At 58.2% G+C, this 19,622-nt stretch carries 17 protein-coding genes; 10 read left to right on the top strand and 7 right to left on the bottom strand.

Translation table 11 applies throughout. The annotated features are described in order from the left end of the window. Nucleotides 1–123: 123 nt before the first annotated feature. Complete coding sequence (locus tag ACO0LO_RS28255; protein ID WP_422969753.1) at nucleotides 124–2,283, bottom strand: metallophosphoesterase; 2,160 nt, start codon at nucleotides 2,281–2,283, stop codon at nucleotides 124–126. A 330-nt stretch (nucleotides 2,284–2,613) separates the two neighbouring features. Here ACO0LO_RS28255 and ACO0LO_RS28250 point away from each other — a divergent pair, with 330 nt between their 5' ends. The 9 genes from ACO0LO_RS28250 to ACO0LO_RS28210 all read left to right on the top strand — a co-directional run bounded on the left by ACO0LO_RS28250 (nucleotide 2,614) and on the right by ACO0LO_RS28210 (nucleotide 13,535). Further along, nucleotides 2,614–3,681: a patatin-like phospholipase family protein gene (locus ACO0LO_RS28250; RefSeq protein WP_422969751.1), complete on the top strand. Its 1,068-nt coding sequence runs from the start codon at nucleotides 2,614–2,616 to the stop codon at nucleotides 3,679–3,681. A 102-nt stretch (nucleotides 3,682–3,783) separates the two neighbouring features. Continuing rightward, nucleotides 3,784–5,034: a 3-methyl-2-oxobutanoate dehydrogenase (2-methylpropanoyl-transferring) subunit alpha gene (locus ACO0LO_RS28245; protein ID WP_422969749.1), complete on the top strand. Its 1,251-nt coding sequence runs from the start codon at nucleotides 3,784–3,786 to the stop codon at nucleotides 5,032–5,034. A gap of 92 nt (nucleotides 5,035–5,126) precedes the next feature. Further along, a complete protein-coding gene (locus ACO0LO_RS28240; protein ID WP_422969748.1) occupies nucleotides 5,127–6,143 on the top strand; it encodes an alpha-ketoacid dehydrogenase subunit beta in 1,017 nt (338 codons plus the stop codon). Further along, nucleotides 6,144–7,400, top strand: coding sequence for a dihydrolipoamide acetyltransferase family protein (locus tag ACO0LO_RS28235; RefSeq protein WP_422969746.1), 1,257 nt, complete (start codon nucleotides 6,144–6,146; stop codon nucleotides 7,398–7,400). 125 nt (nucleotides 7,401–7,525) lie between these two features. Continuing rightward, nucleotides 7,526–8,344 carry a nucleotidyltransferase domain-containing protein gene (locus ACO0LO_RS28230; RefSeq protein WP_422969744.1) on the top strand — a complete coding sequence of 273 codons (819 nt, stop codon included), beginning with the start codon at nucleotides 7,526–7,528 and terminating at the stop codon, nucleotides 8,342–8,344. Nucleotides 8,345–9,053: 709 nt separating this feature from the next. Beyond that, nucleotides 9,054–9,290 (top strand): hypothetical protein, encoded by a 237-nt coding sequence (locus ACO0LO_RS28225; RefSeq protein WP_422969742.1) that lies wholly within the window; start codon nucleotides 9,054–9,056, stop codon nucleotides 9,288–9,290. Between the two features lie 100 nt (nucleotides 9,291–9,390). Then, nucleotides 9,391–11,121, top strand: coding sequence for an outer membrane beta-barrel protein (locus tag ACO0LO_RS28220; protein WP_422969740.1), 1,731 nt, complete (start codon nucleotides 9,391–9,393; stop codon nucleotides 11,119–11,121). Between the two features lie 76 nt (nucleotides 11,122–11,197). Further along, on the top strand, nucleotides 11,198–11,551 hold the full coding sequence (locus ACO0LO_RS28215; protein ID WP_422969738.1) for a hypothetical protein: 354 nt from the start codon (nucleotides 11,198–11,200) through the stop codon (nucleotides 11,549–11,551). A 184-nt stretch (nucleotides 11,552–11,735) separates the two neighbouring features. Further along, entirely contained in the window at nucleotides 11,736–13,535 is a 1,800-nt protein-coding gene (locus tag ACO0LO_RS28210; protein ID WP_422969736.1) for a zinc ribbon domain-containing protein, read from the top strand. Here ACO0LO_RS28210 and ACO0LO_RS28205 read toward each other — a convergent pair. The 6 genes from ACO0LO_RS28205 to ACO0LO_RS28180 all read right to left on the bottom strand — a co-directional run bounded on the left by ACO0LO_RS28205 (nucleotide 13,516) and on the right by ACO0LO_RS28180 (nucleotide 18,275). After that, complete coding sequence (locus tag ACO0LO_RS28205; protein WP_422969734.1) at nucleotides 13,516–14,217, bottom strand: haloacid dehalogenase type II; 702 nt, start codon at nucleotides 14,215–14,217, stop codon at nucleotides 13,516–13,518. The genes ACO0LO_RS28210 and ACO0LO_RS28205 overlap by 20 nt on opposite strands. A gap of 50 nt (nucleotides 14,218–14,267) precedes the next feature. Next, nucleotides 14,268–15,008, bottom strand: coding sequence for an aldolase (locus ACO0LO_RS28200; RefSeq protein ID WP_422969732.1), 741 nt, complete (start codon nucleotides 15,006–15,008; stop codon nucleotides 14,268–14,270). 246 nt (nucleotides 15,009–15,254) lie between these two features. Further along, nucleotides 15,255–15,962: a GntR family transcriptional regulator gene (locus ACO0LO_RS28195; protein WP_422969730.1), complete on the bottom strand. Its 708-nt coding sequence runs from the start codon at nucleotides 15,960–15,962 to the stop codon at nucleotides 15,255–15,257. Nucleotides 15,963–16,027: 65 nt separating this feature from the next. Next, entirely contained in the window at nucleotides 16,028–16,981 is a 954-nt protein-coding gene (gene ttcA, locus ACO0LO_RS28190) for a tRNA 2-thiocytidine(32) synthetase TtcA (RefSeq protein WP_422969787.1), read from the bottom strand. 7 nt (nucleotides 16,982–16,988) lie between these two features. Next, on the bottom strand, nucleotides 16,989–17,387 hold the full coding sequence (locus ACO0LO_RS28185) for a dihydroneopterin aldolase (RefSeq protein WP_422969728.1): 399 nt from the start codon (nucleotides 17,385–17,387) through the stop codon (nucleotides 16,989–16,991). Between the two features lie 39 nt (nucleotides 17,388–17,426). Continuing rightward, a complete protein-coding gene (locus ACO0LO_RS28180) occupies nucleotides 17,427–18,275 on the bottom strand; it encodes an SDR family oxidoreductase (RefSeq protein ID WP_422969726.1) in 849 nt (282 codons plus the stop codon). Between the two features lie 86 nt (nucleotides 18,276–18,361). Here ACO0LO_RS28180 and ACO0LO_RS28175 point away from each other — a divergent pair, with 86 nt between their 5' ends. Next, complete coding sequence (locus ACO0LO_RS28175; RefSeq protein ID WP_422969724.1) at nucleotides 18,362–19,549, top strand: class I SAM-dependent methyltransferase; 1,188 nt, start codon at nucleotides 18,362–18,364, stop codon at nucleotides 19,547–19,549. Nucleotides 19,550–19,622: the final 73 nt, after the last annotated feature.

Here is a 19,622-nt window from a genome sequence, read left to right as displayed (position 1 = left end):
CCTAGTGTGGCGGCCATCATAGCTGCTGCCAAAAAAAAACGCCGCTAAAAGCGGCGTTTGTCTTTTCCGGCATTAAAACCGGGACGCAACATCCCTTAACTTGCCGTCAAGGTATGTACGGTATCAATTAAAGCTCAGTCCGCCGGCGTTGGCATTGGCCAGCGATTTCGTCTTCAGGTTGATCGTGAAGTGGTCGCTGGGCTTAGCCGACCCCAGGCCCTTGAAGATGGTGAACACCTGCTTGAACTGGTTCTGGAACAGCACGTGCACCGCATTCTGGTCGGAAGGCAGGTCGCCTATCTTCACAATCGCGTCCGGCGTTGCCGGGAATGCCGCCATCAGCACCTTGTACTGGCTGACGCGTTCTGCCCCCATGTCGCGCAATGCCAGTTCGCCGGCATACACGGTGCGGTGGAAATCGCCGTAGAACTCATATGCGGTGATTTTGGCAAAATCGTCGAGTTTCAGGCCGGCAGCCGTGGCCAGCTTGTCGGCCTTTGCCGTGGCGTCGGTCCAGTCTGCGGCCAGATGGCTGGCGGCTACCGGCGTAACACCCGGCGTGCCCTTCGCAGCGCAAGTTGCAGTGATAGGAACGATACCCGATGCATCTTTCAGCTGTGCCAGCGTGACGGCGGTTTTCAGCTGCGACAGGATCAGCATCTGCTTTGCGTTCAGCGACATCGCGGCTTCCTTCATCTCGCATGGCCAGTAGTCATCCATGAAGCGCAGGCGTGACAGCTCGCCGAAATAGTAGCGCGTGAACTCACCGTAGGACTTGGTATTGAGGACGGTGTTGTCCCAGCGTTTCTTGATGTCTGCATCTGCGGTGCTGCCTTGCAGGTAGCCGTATTCCGTCTGGTACAGCGGGAACAGTTCGTTGTAGCGTGCGACCGTATTCAGGCCCACGGTCTGCACGTCGACCGTATCCTTATCCTTGTACGACACAATCTTGTACGCTGCGCCGAATACGGCGAGCGAAGGCGACTGCACGTTGGCGAGGTAGTTGCCGGCGGCATCCTGATAATCATTGGTGCCATTGAAATGCATGTGTCCGCCGATATGCAGTTGCAGGCCGCTTGCAGCAACCGCCGCGGTCGTGGCCGCTTCCGGCACGCGAGTAACCTGGAATGCGCCCGGTTTGAATACGGCCTTCATCGCATTGGTCTGGTTGGCATAGAAGTCCATCGTCGGATAATGCGAGAACGCCATCAGCTGCTTGCCTTGTGCCTTGGCACGGGCGGTGACGGTTTTGATCCAGTCCATCAGATGTTTTTTATGCGTCTGTACTTTATTCCAGCCTGCATCGCCGGCGCCGGTGTAGCCTTTGAAGCTCTTGGGGTTGGCCGGGTCGAAATTGGCATTCGGTACATAGACGTTGGCGTCAATGGACAGCAGCCACAGGCCTTTGACCGGTTCCACCAGATAGCTGGCGTCGGTCAGCGTGCCGCATTTGGTATAGGGTTTGCCCAGCGCCTGTTCGCCGGCGGCTTTATAGCTGCCGCCTTCGCCTTCGGCGCAGATTTCGAACTGGCGGTTCTTCAGGTCGCCGTTGATGACGGCAGCATCGTAAGTATAGTTGCCGCCGCTGTAGCTGCTGAACGGCGTTTCCCAGTACAGGTCGTTCTTGTTGGGCATGAAGCCGAATTCGCCCAGCTTGGCGATCAGGCTTTCATAACCCAGCTCTTTCAGCTGGTCGGTGCAGACTACGGTCGGGTCGGCGGCCTTGCAGGCGGCATTGCCGGTCGCATAGACCTTCTGTTCCTTGCCGTCCTTGGTCAGGAAATCGTTCTTGCCGGCTTCGTTGTCGTCAAACGGCTCATTCGGGTCATGGTTGCCGGGCGCAATAAAGAAGCGCATGCCTTTGGCCTGGTATTCCTTGAGGATGTCTGCAATGCCGTCGATATTGATGGGCTGCGCATCATCGGAATAGTCGCCTGGCAAGGCCACCATGCGTATCCCCTTGCCGAAAGCGTCATCCAGTGCGGCGCGGAAGGCGAAATAGTTTTCGTTGAACAGGCGCGTCGATGTCAGCTGCGCATACATGGTACGTATTGTGGCGTTCTTGCCGTCCTTGGTAGGAATGCCGGCAAACTGCGTGCTTTTGAAATCGCCATAGACATTTTCAAAATGCACGTCGGTCATGAAGGCGACGCTGGGTGCCGGATCGGGGGTGACGGTAACCGGCGGCGTCGCCGGCGTGTCGTTGCTGCTGCCGCAGCCTGCTATCAGCAAGGTGATCAACGCCGCGGCTGCATAGGCCGGGCGTCCAGGGATTTTCTTCATCTTCAGCTCCAGGAGGCCGGCAAAATGATCCGCCGGCAGGTTATTGTCTGTGTGGAGTGAATATTTTTACATCTCAATATGACATCATTGTTACTTAATAGAAATAGTAAGTTACTTAATGATATATATTGACGGAAACATTTGTCGTATCTGGCTGCATGAGAGCGATGGCAAATCTTGATAAAAATATTACTGTGAATACGTTTGACAATAGAATGCTGATGAATCCGGTGCCCGGCGCCACTCAAAAAAAGGACAAGGTTTGACGCTTTACGCAAGATGTACAGAAATCCAGGTAAGGCGCCCAGTGGCGGCACCGGTGGTGCTGGCATGATCCAGGCGCAAAAGTACCAGCGTTGCATGGTGATGGCCGGCGGTGGATTCCGCTTCGGCTATTATCTTGGCATCCATGCTGCCATGCGCGAACTCGGCAAGACACCGGATTTGCTGCTGGCCAGTTGCGGCGGCGCGATAGCGGCAGCCGTCATCCAGGCGCTGCCGGATGACAGCCAGCGCAAGGCCTGGCTGAGCTCGCCCGATATGTACCGCTTCTGGCTCAGCCTGGGGCCGAACCGCAATGCCGGCATAGGGCGTTCGCTGATAGGCGCGCTGAACCGCAAATTCTTTGTCAGTGGCGCCCACCGTATCCCCGACCTGTTTCATGACTACCTGTTTGAAGTGCCTGCCGAACTGCCGTTGCCCGCACTACGCCCGCAACAAACGCAACAAACGCAGCAGGATAGCGGCCCCGATATTGCCATCATCGCGGGCAAATTGCTGTATCAGGAAAATGAAGCCGGACAGCCCAGGCTGGATCGCAAGCTCTTCGCTGAGACCGTGTTTTGCCCGCAGCGCGTCGCCGCACTGCTGCAAGGCATGCAATCGCCATTGAGCGAGGGGAGCGAGGGCGATGGCGGCGGCAATGCGATTGCAGCGGACATCATTGCCAACACCGGCATGCCGGTCGGCGCTGCCGTGCGTGCCTCGATTTCCGACATGTTCTATTTCCGCTGCCATACCTACCAGGGCGCGGACTATATCGGCGGCGTCATCGACCTGTTTCCCATCGAAGTGGCGTCGCGGCTGGCTGAAAAGGTCGTCATGGAGCTGAAGGGGCCTTACGACAATGCGTTTTCCATCCCGGCACTGAGAGCTGTTTTGGGCATACACGGCAATCGCAGGCTGAGGCATGTGCTGCAGCAACCCGCTGAATTGTGGGTCGATACATCGGACATGCAGACTGCGCTGACGGAGCAGCAGGTGCAAAAAAAGCTCTCGTGGCGCCGCAACAAGGTGGAACTGGTCATGCCTGCGAGCCACGCCGATTACGTGCAGATGATAGAAGCGCAGTGGCAATTCGGCTACCGGCGCGGCATGGCGGCCCACGCCCGCCCTTAAGCCGCGCGTCTGTTCTTAGCGAACGTACTTAACGTACTGGAAAGCGAAGTGCAATCTCTGTTAAGCTTGTGTGGCACACCACCACACAAAGGGGGAAGCAACATGAGCCAGGACACCACTCTGACGCTGCATGTACCGGAGCCTACCGGCAGACCGGGACACGAAACGGATTTTTCTTTTCTTCATCTGGCGCCTGCCGGGGCGGTACGGCGGCCTGCAGTGGATGCGGCGCCGATCGACACCAGCGATCTAGCCTATACGCTGATCCGCGTGCTGGACAATGACGGCAATGCCGTGGGCCCATGGGCGCCGCAGATCAGTGCGGAGTTGCTGCGCGAGGGCATGCTCGCGATGCTGAAGACAAGAGTATTCGATACCCGCATGGTCATTGCCCAGCGCCAGAAAAAAATGTCCTTCTACATGCAAAGCCTGGGCGAGGAAGCCATAGGCTCAGCCCACGCGCTGGCGTTGCGCGACGGCGACATGTGTTTCCCTACGTACCGGCAGCAAAGCATACTGATGGCGCGCAAGGTGGCGCTGGTAGACCTGATCTGCCAGCTGCTGTCCAATGAGCGCGACCCGCTGAAGGGACGTCAATTACCAGTGCTGTATTCGGTGCGCGATGCCGGCTTTTTCACCATCTCCGGCAACCTGGCGACGCAGTTCGTGCAGGCGGTCGGCTGGGCGATGGCGTCCGCGATCAAGGGCGACAGCAAGATCGCATCCGGCTGGATAGGCGACGGCTCCACCGCCGAATCCGATTTCAATACCGCACTGACCTTTGCCCATGTGTATCGTGCACCGGTAGTGCTGAACGTCGTCAACAACCAGTGGGCGATTTCCACCTTCCAGTCCTTCGCCGGCGGCGAGAGCACGACCTTCGCTGCGCGCGGTGTCGGCAGCGGCATCGCATCACTGCGGGTGGATGGCAACGATTTCCTGGCCGTGTATGCGGCGTCGCAATGGGCGGCCGAAAGGGCGCGTTGCAACCTGGGGCCGACGCTGATCGAATGGGTGACCTATCGCGCCGGGCCGCATTCCACTTCCGACGACCCTTCGCGCTACCGGCCTGCCGACGACTGGGCGCATTACCCGCTGGGCGACCCGATTGCGCGAATGAAGCAGCATCTGATCGCGCTTGGCATCTGGTCGGAACAGGAGCATGAAGATACGCGCAAGGCGCTGGAAGCCGAAGTCATCGCCGCGCAGAAGGAGGCAGAGCGCTATGGCACGCTGTCCAACGGCCACATCCCCAGCGCGGACTCCATGTTTGAGGATGTCTACAAGGAGATGCCGGCCCATCTGCGCGACCAGTTGCAGCAAGTGAACGAGCTGAAAAAATTGCAGGCCTGATCAATACCATAAGGAGCTGTCGCAAATCAGGCTGGCAAGGAGCAGCAACAACGCCGGCGTAATTGCAGCAGCTTCCAAGACAGGAGACCAAGATGGCGACATCTATGACAATGATACAGGCGCTGCGCTCGGCCATGGACGTGATGCTGGAGCGGGACAATAACGTGGTGATCTACGGCCAGGATGTAGGTTACTTCGGCGGCGTGTTCCGCTGTACCGAAGGCTTACAGGCAAAGTATGGAAAATCGCGCGTGTTCGACGCGCCGATTTCGGAGGGGGGCATCGTCGGCACTGCCGTGGGCATGGCGGCCTACGGGCTAAGGCCGGTGGTGGAGATACAGTTTGCCGACTATTTCTATCCCGCATCGGACCAGATCGTTTCAGAAGCTGCGCGGCTGCGCTACCGATCCGCCGGCCAGTTCACCGCATCGATGACGATACGCATGCCCTGCGGTGGCGGCATTTATGGCGGACAGACACATAGCCAGAGCCCGGAGGCGCTGTTTACGCATGTATGCGGCTTGCGTACCGTGATGCCGTCCAATCCGTATGACGCAAAAGGCTTGCTGATTGCTGCGATAGAGAATGACGATCCCGTGATCTTCCTGGAACCCAAGCGCCTGTACAACGGCCCTTTCGACGGCCATCACGACCGGCCTGTCGTACCTTGGACCGGCCACAGGCTGAGCCAGGTACCAGAAGGATACTACTCGGTGCCGCTGGAATCGGCGTCGGTATTCCGCCGCGGCGAAGACCTGACAGTGATCACCTACGGCACCATGGTCTATGTGTCGGAAGCCGCTGCGCAGGAGACCGGCATCGACGCTGAAATCATCGACCTGCGGAGTATCTGGCCGCTGGACCTGGATACCATCGTTTACTCCGTCAAGAAAACCGGGCGTTGCGTCGTCGTGCACGAGGCCACGCGTACCAGCGGCTTCGGTGCAGAACTGACGTCGCTGGTGCAGGAGCATTGTTTCTACCACCTGGAAGCGCCTATAGAAAGGGTGGCCGGATGGGATACGCCGTATCCGCATGCGCAGGAGTGGGCGTATTTCCCCGGTCCGGACCGGGTCGGCGCCGCATTCAAACGCGCAATGGAGGCCTAGATGAGCATACATGTGATCAAGGTGCCGGATATCGGCGAGGGCATCGCGGAAGTGGAACTGGTCGCCTGGCATGTGCAGCCCGGCGACGTCGTTGCCGAAGACCAGGCACTGGCCGATGTGATGACCGACAAGGCCAACGTGGAAATCCCGTCGCCGGTGTCTGGCAAGGTGATTGCGCTGGGCGGCAAGCTGGGCGAACTGATATCGGTCGGCGCCGAACTGATCCGTATAGATACGGGGGACGTAGCCGGTCATGCAGCCGGCGCGGCCGTCGAGGAAAGAACACCGCCAGCGGCAGCGGTGCCTGCGCCCATAGCCGCTCCCACGCCGCCTGCACCCTTGAAAATGCCTGCTCCCGCGGCAAGTGCAGCCGTCGCGGAGGCAGTGGAAAAGCCGCTGGCTTCACCTGCGGTGCGCCACCGTGCCCGCGAACTCGGCATTGACCTGCAGCATGTCAAAACGACGGACGGGCGCATTACGCACCAGCACCTGGATGCACTGCTGACAGGAAAATCAGCCGGCGCCGCCCAAGGCAAGCGCAGCTTGTATGAGCAAAGGGATGATGAGCAGATCGTGCCCGTCATTGGCTTGCGCCGCAAGATCGCACAGAAGATGCAGGAATCCAAACGCCGCATCCCGCATTTCACCTATGTGGAAGAGGTGGATGTCACCGAAATCGAGGCGTTGCGCGCGGAACTGAATACGCGCTGGGGCGCGCAGCGCGGACGGCTGACGCTGTTGCCGCTGCTGATGCGAGCATTAGTGCTGGGTGTGCAACGTTATCCGCAGGTCAACGCGCTGTTTGATGATGAAGCCGGCAAGCTGATCCGTTATGGCGCCACGCACATAGGTATCGCCACGCAAACCGATAATGGCCTGGTCGTGCCGGTGGTGCGTCACGCAGAAGCGCGCGACCTGTGGTCCAGTGCCGCCGAAGTTGCGCGCCTGGCACAGGCCGCGCGCAATGGTCACGCCACCAGGGAAGAGCTGTCCGGCTCCACGATTACCATCACCAGCCTGGGGGCGCTGGGAGGCATCGTCTCAACGCCCGTCATTAACCACCCCGAAGTGGCGATCGTCGGCGTCAACCGCATCGTGCTGCGGCCCATGATCATCGGCGGCGCCGTGGTGCCGCGCAAGATGATGAACCTGTCTTCATCGTTCGACCACCGGGTGGTGGACGGCTCCTATGCAGCGGAGTTCATCCAGGCGGTGCGCGGCTATCTGGAGCATCCGGCAACCTTGTTTGTGGAGTGATTGCTGTTGACTAGACCGGCTTGCGTCGGCAATACTCTTTAAGGACAGGAGTTCGTGGCAGTGCGGCTGAATGCCGGAAGAACGTACTCCATATGAGTGACATAGATGATGGAAGAATTCTTGTAATGGACGACAGCACGTCAGACTTTGAAAATATCGAGCATCCCATAGATCCGCAAATACGCCTGGAAATCGAGGCAACCCTGGCGAGGGTGGAGCGAGAAAATTCCGTAAAGATTCTGTTCGCCTGCGAGTCGGGCAGCCGCGGGTGGGGATTTGCCTCGCCTGACAGCGATTACGATGTGCGCTTTATCTACGTCAATCCGCTCGATTGGTATTTGACGGTTTTTCCCGAGCGCGATGTAATCGAGTTGCCCGTCAACGACGTATATGATGTCAGCGGATGGGATTTGCGCAAGGCGCTGGGTCTGCTCAAGAACGGTAATGCTACTCTGGTGGAATGGCTGTCTTCGCCTGTCGTATATTTGGCGGATGAAAGTTTTCTGGCTGATGTTCGGGCGGCGTCGCAACAGGTCCACCGGCCTGAGCGTTCGTTTTATCATTACCTGCACATGGCGCGAAAAAATTATCGTGAATACCTGCGCGGAGAGGTGGTGCGTCTGAAGAAATACCTATACGTGCTGAGACCCTTGATGGCTTGTCTGTGGATAGAACAGCAGCGAGGGCCGGTGCCAATGCGCTTCCAGGACCTGGTCGACGCCATCGTTACCGATATCGGCCTCAAAGCGGCTATTGCTGAACTGCTGATCATCAAGCGCCGGGCTTCAGAATCCGAACACGGGCTGGCCATGCCTGAGATCAACCGTTTCCTTGAATTCCACTTGGAGCGGCTGTCAGACGTCACTGCTCCTGAAAAGGAAGAAGGGTTGGAATTCTCGGTACTAGACCGTTTGTTGAAAGACACAGTGCTTCGCAGTAGGTAGCTTATTCCTAGTAAGAAAAATTTGTAACATGCATGATGCGCTTGGCTTGAGGCAGGAAGCAGGTCACCTGTTCAGCCAAAAAGATATCCGCGCAAAGCCCGCAGCAGCACACTGAACTGGATACGCGACCCACCCCGGCGGTGGGTACAGTATTTACATTCGCCGCCCGCATGCCGGCATAGCCCGCCGCGCGGGCGCATCATGTGTATGTGTGCCCTGAAACCGTGCTGCCTCATCTGATCCTCCGCCTGTTCTGCCCGCATTCGATCCCGCGTCGATCTGCACCGGGCTTGTCTTGTCCGGCCTATACCGTATGGCCTTCAGCTTAGCTTTCTCATCATAAAAAAATTACAAAAAGACGGACGCCAGCCGTAAAGAATCCGTAAAAAATCGCCGCGCGCATTGCCCGCGCAATCGATGACGAGTGTCGTGCCTGGCTTGCCGGTTTTCAAAAGACGCGGCGTAGACCACCCTTTATAGCGTCGCCATTTTTACGAAAAATTTACAAGCGTTGCCTTCTTTTATGCAAAGTTTTTATGCCCTCGTTGATACGATGCTGTTCACTCTGTCGAGTCGGCCGGAGGTGGTGTGGGGAGACACAATTTTTCCGCACGATGTTTTTGGCCAGCGCGTGCTGCAGTCATCCTGTGCTACGCGAACATTTCTGAACCCCGCTTTACCAAAGCGAAATTAAGCAAGGCGCGTTGATATGAATATCTCAAAAAAAACCATCCTTTTTGTCCTGGCCGGCCTGATGGCGGGATCCGCTGCGGCGGGGCCGGACTTTGTCATGCTGCAGCAAGCCCGCAAGAATCAGCTGATACGCGAGCAGAAAGCCAGGCAGGCATCCCAGAAACCGGAAGAGCACAAGAAACAGGCGGCTGGAAACACCGGCAGCGCCAACGAACCGGCTTTACAGCCGGCAGCTCCCGGTACGGATAAATAAGCAGGGCCGATGTCCGCGGAACGGTGGACATCTGTCGCAGGGAATAGGCTGCGGCTCGAAAACTCGATTTTCTTAAAAAATAAAAGAAGGAAGTATCAGCATGACTATGATGAGCAATATGCGCACCCGCGCCGTCCTGGCATCGGCCGGACTGGGCCTGCTTGCAATGACGGCTGCCGGCGCTGCGAGTGCGCAGGAAGCGGCAGGGACAAGCAGCGCAATGACAAATCCTGCAACTCCTGCAAATCCCGCAGCTTCCAATGGCGCCGTCGCAGGCTGTGCGGCGGGATCAGATAAATTATCGCTGTCGGACAGGTTCGTCAGCAGCTACAAGGATGCGCTGGGCTGGAACGGCGACCCTGCCGGAGACCCGAGCTGGCGCCAGGGTTACCAGCCGCCGCAGCAGTCGACTCCGCCGATGCCATTCACCGGATGGCCTATCGGCGGCACGGAAATTATCGGCTATGACAATTCCTACAGCGGTGCGCTGATGGATGCCATCTATTGCGGCCCCAACGGGCAGGCATGGAAAGACAGCAGGGTTACGATCTATGGCTGGATCAATCCGGGCATGAACCTGAGCTCCTCGCACACACGCTACAACACCAAGAACGGCACAGGCGGTAATTTTCCTGCGGCGTATAACTATGCACCGAATACCGCGCAGATGGACCAGGTTGCGCTGTATGCGGAACGTACGCCGGACGTGGTGCAGAAAGACCACTTTGACTGGGGTTTCCGTCTCGCCGGCGTATGGGGCACCGATGCCAAATACACGATCTCTCGCGGCTTGTTCAGCAACAGGCTGTCGAACGGAAACGGTGATGTCGTCAAGAACAGCTACGACATCCCCATGGCATATCTCGAAGGCTATTTCCCCAATGTGGCAGATGGCATGAACGTCAGGGTGGGTCGTTATATTTCAGTGCCTGACATTGAAGCCCAACTGGCGCCGAACAACTACACCTACAGCCACTCATTGCTGTACACCTACGATCCCTTTACCCACGAAGGTGTAGTGGCAACGGTCAAGCTGAACAAGAACTGGACTGTCCAGGGCGAACTTCATCTCGGCAATGACGTCGCCGCATGGTATAGCGACAAGGTGCCCGCTACTTTCGTCAATGCCGCAGGCAATACCGTCGCCAACCCGAATGCGGGCCAGAAACTGGGTGCCCAGATCACACCTGGCGTTTGCGTGCAGTGGTTGTCCGATTCAGGCGACGACGCGCTCTATCCTTGCATCAACGGCATCGGTATCGGCAACAAGAACAACTTCGGCTGGAACAATATGCAGCAGGACGTCCTGACCTGGTACCACAAGTTCAACGACAAATGGCACATGTCCACGGAAGCCTGGTATATGTCGCAGAAGAACACGCCTAACATGTCGAATACGGATGGCCCTGCCCTGTGGAATTCGATGTTCGGAACGACGAATTCCGTCGGCGGCCCCTTTGGCGCAACGGGTGGTCGCGGTTGCGGCCCTAATGACGGCATTACCTGCACGTCCAAGGAATGGGCTGTCGTTAACTACATCATATATCAGCCTGGTCCACGCGATTTCTTCGCCTTGCGCACCGATATCCTGAATGACATCAATGGTCAGCGCACAGGGTTTGCAACGAAATACACGGAAATGACGCTGAGCTGGAACCACTGGCTGGGCAAGGCGATCACGCTGCGTCCTGAAATACGCTATGAACATGCCGGCGTTGCTGCGTATAACAATCCTTGCCCTGCTGCGGGTACCGCAGGCTGTGGCGCTACCGTGACAGCGGGCGCCAGGCATCAGACGACGTTTGCAATGGATGCCATTGTCCATTTCTGAATGGCCTGGCCGGCAGCACGCTGTCGCAGCATAGAGGCAATTGAGGGGGAAGCGAGATTGGACGATGGGCACAGGAATGCATAAATTTTTCGGCTTTGTTTTAAGTTCCCTGGTGTTGAATTCATTTTTCGCTTCCTCCGCAACTGCCGAGACGGCAACTCCGGTGAAGGCGGGCTGGATAGTGCAGGTATATGGCACTACCTATCCCGCAAAAGAATTGCCGGAATGCCTGAAGGACATTTCTTCCGCCGGCAGCGTGCAGCGGCACTATGCCAAGGTGCAGTTCAGATATGTGCGCAGGATGCTGGTGACGCTGGCTGAATATGAAGAAATAGATGGGCTGAAGCCGGGGGACAGGGTGGAAATTGTTCCGGCGGATTGCGCTGCCGGGACTTTGTCGCGGATAGCAAAAGTAGTGGAGCATGATTAACAAGCCTGCTGGGTGGACAGATACCCAGACTGCTGGCCTCGAATTGCCACATGTTGCTAGGAATTAGGCTCGTCACCCCGCTGGGTGGGCACTTACCCAGACGCTATCATCTTTCAGGGCCCTGTTGCCGCTGGCCGAATAGCTTATTGCAATACTGTATCAGGATGGATTGATTTTCAAGACAATGATTAGAGCCGCGAAATTCGGTCTGCTGGATCCGGTCTCGGGATTTGATGCAGCGGCGCAGGAACATCTTTTCCTGCGCAATAAACTGTGGAACAACCTGGTTGAGCTGGAGCGTGAACACAAGGCAAGGTATCGCGCCCTGTTCCCGGAATCGGATGCGGAGCTGGAACTGGTGCAAAACAGGCTGGACAGCATAGAACGCGCCAAGGCTGATCTGCTGAGCCGGAAAAAACAGTTGCGGGCGAAAGAGCGCAGTAAAAAGGCCGATACGGCCGCGCTGGATGTAGAAATCGGTGTGCTGATTGCAGAGAGGAAATCGCTCGGCGCCCGTGCGCGCGAATTGCGGGTGCTGGCCAGGCAGACGCTGGCGCCACGCATTGCAGAGCTGGAACAGGCTCGCTACGACAAAGTCAAACAGCTGGTCGCCGCCAGCGGGCTATGGTGGGGCAATTCCGAAACCGTGGTCGCCGCCTACGATACGGCGCGCGTGAAAGCGATGAAAGACAATGCCGAGCTGCGCTTCAAGTCCTTCGATGGCACAGGCAAGTTCGCGGTCAGGCAGGCCGGCGGTTTTCTGCTGGAAGAGCTGATGCAAGGCACGCTGAGTTTTGCACGTATCCGCGCGCTTCCGGACGAACAGTTTTCCCACTTGTCTGCGCGCGGCATGCGCTCAAAAGCCCGCCATGAACTGACGATGACGGTCTTCACTACCCGCGATGAATCCAGCAGGCAGCTGCTACGCCATGAAGTGACCTGGCCCATCGTCTTGCACCAGCCTGTGCCTGTGAGGCTGATCAAGCAGCTACATGTGCAGCGCAGACGTGTCGGCAGCGAATTCCACTGGAGCTGCTCCGTCGTCGTGCAGACCGATGCCCAGCCGCCTGCGCTGCTAGATCACCCGTCACGTCTGGCGTGTGGTATCGATCTGGGTTTCCGGCTTGTGAAGGAGGGCTTGCGTGTCGCCGTGATCGCCGGCTCGGACGGCACAGCCGAGCATGTGGTGCTGCCGGCGCGCTGGCTGAAGAGGATGGACCATGTCGAACGTCTGCAGGCAGTGCTGGCCGAAATGGCCAATGCTGCATGGGTAGACCTGCGCCGGACGCTGGCGCACACGGACGGGCTTCCGGATACACTGCGGGAGCGAGCTTCCCGGCTGCTGCGCGCGGGCGACAAGGTGCCCATCAATGGCATGCGCGCCTTGCGCAATGCCTTGCTTGCCGCCCCCGGGCTGCTGCCATCTGCCTTGCAGATACTGGATGGCTGGCAGCAGGCAATCCTGCGTGTATCGCATGAGATGCACAACCTGAGGGATAAGCTGATCGCACAGCGCAACGATATCTACCGCAATCTCGCCCACAGCATAGCGCAACGTTATTCGCTGGTGCGCATAGAAGACATGAAATTAAAAAGCATCGCGGTTGTCAACACGGAAGACGGCAGCGATAACCCCTTGCCGGCTGCGGTCCGCAACAACCGGCAACGGGCAGCCTTGTTCGAACTGGCGCTCTATATCAGCCAGGCCTGCGTAAAGAGCGGTGCGGAATTCGAGAAAATGGATGCCGCCTATAGTTCGATTACCTGCAGCAGCTGCGGGCAGGGAAATGCCGGCGTTGAAGACATTTTTTTTACTTGCCGCCATTGCGGTGCGCTGCATGACCAGGATGAAAATTCTGCGAGGAACTTCTTGCTCGGCGCGGAATTCTACCGGCGTAGCAGGCCGGTGGCAACAGCAGCAGCCAAGGGGCTGCTGCCGGCTTTGCTGCATCAGGAAGAGTGCTTTACCAGCCCAGCTGCTTGAATAGCACTGGTGCGCGATCCAGCCGCGACAGGATCGCATCCGGTGTGTAGTCCGGCAGGGGGATGCGCGCAGTGCCGCGGTCTATCCATACGCAGCGAAAGCCGATGTCGCGCGCTGCCTGCAAATCCAGGTGCGGGCTGGCGCAGATATGCACCACGTCTTCCTTGCCGACACCCAGCGCCTTGTGTGCATGCTCGAAAATCGCCCGCGTCGGCTTATAGGCTTGTGCCTGCTGCGCCGAGATCACGCGGTCGATGTGCCCGCCCATCTGCGCTACATTGCCGGCAATGATGTCGTCGTCGGTATTGGAGACGATGCACAGCTTGAATCCCATTTTCTTCAACTGTGCCAGTGCCGGCACCACTTCCTGGAATGGCGGCATGGCAGAGATGCTGGACGTCAGTATTTCTATGTCATCCGGCTGGTAGTCCAGGCCCAGTTCCTTCATCGCCATTTCCAGCGCGGTTCCAGCAACGTCGCGGAATGAACGGTGCGGCTTCTGGGCCTCCAGTTCATGTTCGTAGGCGTCGTACACGCGGATCAGCTTTTCTACGGATACCGGCGTGCCGTTATGCCGGTTGAGGATGCGTTCCACTGCCTTGACCAGCCCTTCGTCCCACTGTATCAGCGTGCCGTAGCAGTCGAAGGTCAGCCATTCCGGCTTGGTTCCAAAATTGTTCATGATGTTGTCCATTATCTGAAATAGAAGTAAATCCGGGTGCCGCCTTTGCATCAGGCAAGGGTGCGGCGCAACGCGGAAAAGAAAAGTTCGGATTGCAGGCGCTCGCCCTGCGTCTGGGCGGCGACCCTTTGTGCCAGGGCATCATCCACCGGCAGCAGCTTGCGGCCGGTGGACATGGCTAGCACCTGTACCTGGCACGCGCGCTCCAGGTAATACAGGTCGTCATAAGCATGGTCGACCCTGTCCCCGCAAACGATCACACCGTGGTTGCCCATGAAAACCACATCGGCTCCCTGCATGGCGTTGGCAATGCGCTCGCCTTCGCCCATGTCCAGCGCCAGGCCGTTGTACTGGGCATCGATGGCGATACGCCCGGCATAGCGCATTGCATTTTGCGACAATGCCGTGTGCAGGCCGCGCTCTTCGGTCAACGTCAGTGCGGTGGCATAGGGCATGTGGGTATGCAGCACGCATTTCTTGCGGGCGATGCGGTGTACCGCGGCGTGGATGAACATCGCAGTAGGTTCCACCTCATGGATGCCGGCCAGCTTGCACCCGTCTGCATCGATCAGCACGATATCGTCCGCCTGCACTTCCCCCCACATCAGGCCGCGCGGATTCAGCAGGAACAGGTCATCATGTTCCGGCAGCAGCACGCTGAAGTGGTTGCAGACGCCTTCCGCCAGACCGTGATGGGCAGCAGCACGCAAGGCCAGCGCGAGGTCGGCGCGTAGTGCTGCGACTGCGGGGGAGCCGTAGCAGGCTTCAATGAAGGCAGGGGAATAGTCCATGGCAAATCCTTACGATGTGTGAACACTGTCGGCGTCTGTCAGGCGAAGTAGCCGAAGGCGATCAAACGGAGTCGATGAATTTCATTATAATGCAAAATTGCTGATTGTCGACAATCAGCAAAATGAAAAAAATTCACCAATTCTGTTTTGCAATATCGTTTTACGTTTCTTGCCAGGTGGAAGGGTGGGCGGTGGAATAAGGCTGTGGGCCAGGCTGCAGGCTGGCGGCCTCATTCCGGAGAGGTGCTAAAGCCCGTTGCCGAAGCTGAGTTCCAGCGATGCTTCGGCAGGGTGGATGTGCTTAAAATGGTCGACCAGAGCCTGGCCTTCAATCAGGTTGTGGGCTGCGGCAATGGCTGCGGCTTTCTCCGGGTCGCGCGCCAGGATGGCGGCGACCAGCGGCGCATGCTGGCTGACAACTTCGTCCGCCGATTTCAGCAAGGCATCCGACGGTGCGATATACATGCGGATCTGATGCTCCAGCGCCTGGTACTGCTGCTTCAGGCGCGTGTGGCCGGAAATGCTGATGATCTCCTTGTGCAGCGCAAAGTCGGCATCGGCCACGGTATCGAGCTTGCCCGTGCCGGCGGCAGCCTCCAGTTTTTGTAACGCGGCTTCCAGCCTGCTGCCATCTTCGTCTTTCAGATTGGCCGCCGCCAGCCGCGCCGCCAGTGTTTCCAGCGAACTGCGCAGGGTGTAAAGCTCCCACGCGCCACGCGCCGTCAGCGCCACCACGCTCCAGCCGGAGTAGGGTGTCTGTTCGACCAGGCCTTCGCCGACCAGCCGTGTCAATGCCGAGCGTATCGTGCCGCGCGACAAATTCATCTCTTCGGACAGACGGATTTCGGTAATGCGTGAGCCCGCGGCCATGTCGCCGGAGATGATGCGGCTGCGGATGGCATCTGCTGCCTGCACTTCGAGGCTGCGTTTTTCTATATGGTGCGAGGCGTCCATCAATCGTCCATCAATCGCTTATCAATCGTCCGTCAATTCGTAAACCAATCCCTGGGATGCCGGCATCAGTCTTCATCGCGCAGGTGCAGCTTGATGACGCTGCCGCCTTCTACGGGAGTGGCGCAGGGTTCATCGTCAAATGCGATGTCGCCGTTGGCATTGGCAACGCCGTCTGCCTTCAGGCCGGCGAAGCCGAACAGGTCGGTGTCCATCAGGTGCGAAGGCACGACGGTGGACAATGATGAGAAAATACTTTCCACGCGGCCGGGAAATTTCTTCTCCCATTCACGCATCAGGCCCTTGATCTGCTTGCGCTGCAGGTTCTCCTGCGAGCCGCACAAGTCACAGGGGATGATCGGAAATTTCTTGACCTGCGCATAACGCTCGGAATCGGCTTCCTTCACATAGGCCATCGGGCGGATCACGATATGTTTGCCGTCGTCGGATTGCAGCTTGGGAGGCATGCCCTTCAGCTTACCGCCGAAGAACATGTTCAGGAAAAAGGTCTCCAGGATGTCGTCGCGATGGTGGCCCAGCGCGATCTTGGTGGCGCCCAGTTCATCGGCCACGCGGTAAAGGATGCCGCGCCGCAGCCGCGAGCACAGCGAGCACGTGGTCTTGCCTTCCGGGATCAGGCGCTTGACAATGCTGTAGGTGTCCTGATTCTCGATATGGAAAGGGATATCCAGCTTGCTCAGGTAGGCCGGCAGGATGTCGGCTGGGAAGTTGGGCTGCTTCTGATCCAGATTGACGGCGACGATATCGAAATTGATCGGCGCGCGCTGGCGCAGCGTCATCAAAATGTCCAGTAGCGCGTAGCTGTCCTTGCCGCCGGACAGGCAGACCATGACCTTGTCGCCTTCTTCTATCATATTGAAGTCGCCGATGGCCTGGCCGACCTGGCGGCACAGGCGCTTGTGCAGCTTGTTGTTTTCGTAGGTGATCTTTTCCTGGGACTTCAGGCTGGCTACTTCCGGCGCCGGGACTTCGGTAACCAGGGATTCGTGCAAGGCTTGCATGTTCATATTATTTCTCTGCTTTGATCTGGAACACTTCCACGCCGACGCCTTCGCAATCGGGATAGACATCAGGCTTCATCGTGGACACGGACACTGCCCTGACCCGCGGATGCGCCAGCATGATGCGGGCGACGTCGTCGCACAGCGTCTCTTGCAGGTGTACATGGCCCTGGGCCATGCGCTGGGCGATGGTCTCGCGCATGAAATCATAGTCCACCACCTCATTCAGCTGGTCGGCGGTCGGTGTCGACAGCGCCAGCGGGACATACAGGTCGACGTTGATCAGCACCCTTTGCTCGCCCTTCTTTTCAAATTCATGCACGCCTATATTGATGCGCACTTCGTAATTGCGCAAGAATAGGCGGCGGCAATCGCTGAGCTGGGGATGGAGCAGGGCAGATAACATGATGGGCTCTTTATTTCTGTAAAAAGTAATGCGGGGAATTCAATGGGGCGATGCGGCATCAGAGGTGGCCGCCGCACTGGCAGTTGCCACAAACATCACGTCGCGCTGTAGCGGGATCAGATGCTGGCCGCCGTCCACCAGCAGGGTAGTGCCCGTCATTGCCGGCGATTCTGCGACGAAGCATACTGTATTTGCGATGTCCTCAGGCGTGCTGGAGCGGCCCAGCGGCGTTACCTGGTGCGCCTGGGCGAAATCGGCCTCGCTCTGGTGTCCAGACACCATCGTGATGCCGGGGGCGATGCCGACCACTCTTACCGTGGGCGCCAGCGCTTGCGCCAGCGTCGTGGTCGCGCATTGCAGCGCCGCCTTGGACAGCGTATAAGACAGAAAATCCGGGTTCAGGTTGTACAGCTTCTGGTCCAGCAGGTTGATCACACAGGCTTGCCGGCCGGCTGGCGTGGCAGCGTGCAGCGCCTGCGCCAGCAGCACCGGCGCCGCCAGGTTGGCGCGCATGTGCCTGTCCATTAACTGCTGGCCGAAGCTGCGGACATTGTCCTCTTCAAACAGCGATGCATTATTGACCACGCAACTGACCGGGCCCAGCGCCGCCATCGCGCGCGGCAGCAATTGACGTGTTGCCGTTTCGTCCAGCAAGTCGCAGTGAAGGGCGACGGCGCGCCTTCCCATGGCGGTGATTTCGGCAACCAGGCTGTCGGCTTCCGCCGCCGAGCGGCCGTAGTGCACGGCGATGTCCCAGCCGCGGCGCGCCATTGCCAGTGCAATGCTGCGCCCTATGCGGCGTGCGGCGCCGGTAACGAGTGCCACGCGGTTCTCCGGCATTGCGGCCGATGGGGTATCTGTTTTGATAATATTGTCTTGCTTGCTCATGGGGCCAATAATGGAAATGTTTTCTACTGCCGTTTTCTAATGCTGTTTTTACTGCTTTATGCAGGTCTTTTCTCTACAATGCCGGTATGCAACTACCTTTATCCCTACCTGTGCCAGCCCCGGATGCGATGGCGGCTTCCCAGGCCCTGCAGCAACTGATTATCAACGACATCAATGCGCATGGCGGCTGGATTTCGTTCGCCCGCTATATGGAATTGGCTTTATATGCGCCTGCACTCGGTTATTACAGTGGCGGTGCGGCAAAATTAGGCAAAGACGGTGATTTTACAACCGCGCCGGAAATCACGCCGCTTTTTGGCACTACGCTGGCGCATGCCGCAGCGAAGTTGTTTGCGCAAACCGGTGCGCAGATCATGGAATTCGGTGCCGGTACCGGCAAACTGGCTTACGACATCTTGTCGGAGTACGAGGCCCAGGGCATCGTCCTGGACCGCTATTTTATCGTGGAATTGTCCGGCGAACTGCGTGCCAGGCAGGAAGAATTACTGAAACCCTTCCCGCAAGTGCAATGGCTGCAACAAATGCCACGGTCATTGTCCGGTGTGGTGCTGGGCAACGAGGTGCTGGACGCCATGCCAGTGCAGATAGTCATCAAGACCGACCTGGGCTGGAAAGAGTGCGGAGTCAGCGTGGTGGACCAGGATTCGCCACTGCAGCAGCCGCGCTTTATCTACAGGGAGCGGGATTGCGACGCCGGGCTGACCGCGCAAATTCCCGACGCAGATGCCTTGCCCAGCGGCTATATGACCGAGGTGCATCCCATAGGCGCGGGTTTCATGCGCAGCCTGGCGCAGATGCTGGCAGAGGGCCACCGCGACAGCGGGCAAGGCGCTGTCGCCATATTGATCGACTACGGCTTCCCGGCAGCGGAGTATTATCTGGAACAACGCATGCAGGGTACGCTGATGTGCCATTACCGGCACCATTCCCATCCCGATCCTTTTTACCTGCCGGGTTTGCAGGATATTACGGCGCACGTGGACTTTACGGCAATGGCGCTGGCGGCGCAGGCAGCGGGACTGGATCTGCTGGGATATACGAGCCAGGCAGGCTTCCTGCTGGAAGCAGGCATAGGGGATTTGCTGATGCGGACGCCGGCGGAAGATCCGCTGAAGTATCTGCCGCAGGCAAATGCCTTGCAAAAACTGATTTCCCCGGCAGAGATGGGTGAGCTGTTCAAGGTACTGGTAGTGGGGAAGGGTGTGGATCTGGATGCCCGGCTGTTGCGGCATGACCGCAGCCATCGCCTGTAGCAATGCTTGCAACAAACTGAAAATACGCTGAATACGATAGTCGGACGGTACTGCGCATTTCGGCATCCTGGCC

Origin of the sequence: Undibacterium sp. TJN25 (genome assembly GCF_049339885.1) — a bacterium.
GTDB lineage: Bacteria > Pseudomonadota > Gammaproteobacteria > Burkholderiales > Burkholderiaceae_D > Undibacterium.
This window is presented reverse-complemented; position numbering and strand designations above follow the sequence as displayed.

Bases quoted from the DNA above. Each gene is read 5' to 3' on its own strand.
- ACO0LO_RS28255 (WP_422969753.1), bottom strand. From the start codon at position 2,283: ATGAAGAAAATCCCTGGACGCCCGGCCTATGCAGCCGCGGCGTTGATC.
- ACO0LO_RS28250 (WP_422969751.1), top strand. From the start codon at position 2,614: ATGATCCAGGCGCAAAAGTACCAGCGTTGCATGGTGATGGCCGGCGGT.
- ACO0LO_RS28245 (WP_422969749.1), top strand. From the start codon at position 3,784: ATGAGCCAGGACACCACTCTGACGCTGCATGTACCGGAGCCTACCGGC.
- ACO0LO_RS28240 (WP_422969748.1), top strand. From the start codon at position 5,127: ATGGCGACATCTATGACAATGATACAGGCGCTGCGCTCGGCCATGGAC.
- ACO0LO_RS28235 (WP_422969746.1), top strand. From the start codon at position 6,144: ATGAGCATACATGTGATCAAGGTGCCGGATATCGGCGAGGGCATCGCG.
- ACO0LO_RS28230 (WP_422969744.1), top strand. From the start codon at position 7,526: ATGGACGACAGCACGTCAGACTTTGAAAATATCGAGCATCCCATAGAT.
- ACO0LO_RS28225 (WP_422969742.1), top strand. From the start codon at position 9,054: ATGAATATCTCAAAAAAAACCATCCTTTTTGTCCTGGCCGGCCTGATG.
- ACO0LO_RS28220 (WP_422969740.1), top strand. From the start codon at position 9,391: ATGACTATGATGAGCAATATGCGCACCCGCGCCGTCCTGGCATCGGCC.
- ACO0LO_RS28215 (WP_422969738.1), top strand. From the start codon at position 11,198: ATGCATAAATTTTTCGGCTTTGTTTTAAGTTCCCTGGTGTTGAATTCA.
- ACO0LO_RS28210 (WP_422969736.1), top strand. From the start codon at position 11,736: ATGATTAGAGCCGCGAAATTCGGTCTGCTGGATCCGGTCTCGGGATTT.
- ACO0LO_RS28205 (WP_422969734.1), bottom strand. From the start codon at position 14,217: ATGAACAATTTTGGAACCAAGCCGGAATGGCTGACCTTCGACTGCTAC.
- ACO0LO_RS28200 (WP_422969732.1), bottom strand. From the start codon at position 15,008: ATGGACTATTCCCCTGCCTTCATTGAAGCCTGCTACGGCTCCCCCGCA.
- ACO0LO_RS28195 (WP_422969730.1), bottom strand. From the start codon at position 15,962: ATGGACGCCTCGCACCATATAGAAAAACGCAGCCTCGAAGTGCAGGCA.
- ttcA (WP_422969787.1), bottom strand. From the start codon at position 16,981: ATGCAAGCCTTGCACGAATCCCTGGTTACCGAAGTCCCGGCGCCGGAA.
- ACO0LO_RS28185 (WP_422969728.1), bottom strand. From the start codon at position 17,387: ATGTTATCTGCCCTGCTCCATCCCCAGCTCAGCGATTGCCGCCGCCTA.
- ACO0LO_RS28180 (WP_422969726.1), bottom strand. From the start codon at position 18,275: ATGAGCAAGCAAGACAATATTATCAAAACAGATACCCCATCGGCCGCA.
- ACO0LO_RS28175 (WP_422969724.1), top strand. From the start codon at position 18,362: ATGCAACTACCTTTATCCCTACCTGTGCCAGCCCCGGATGCGATGGCG.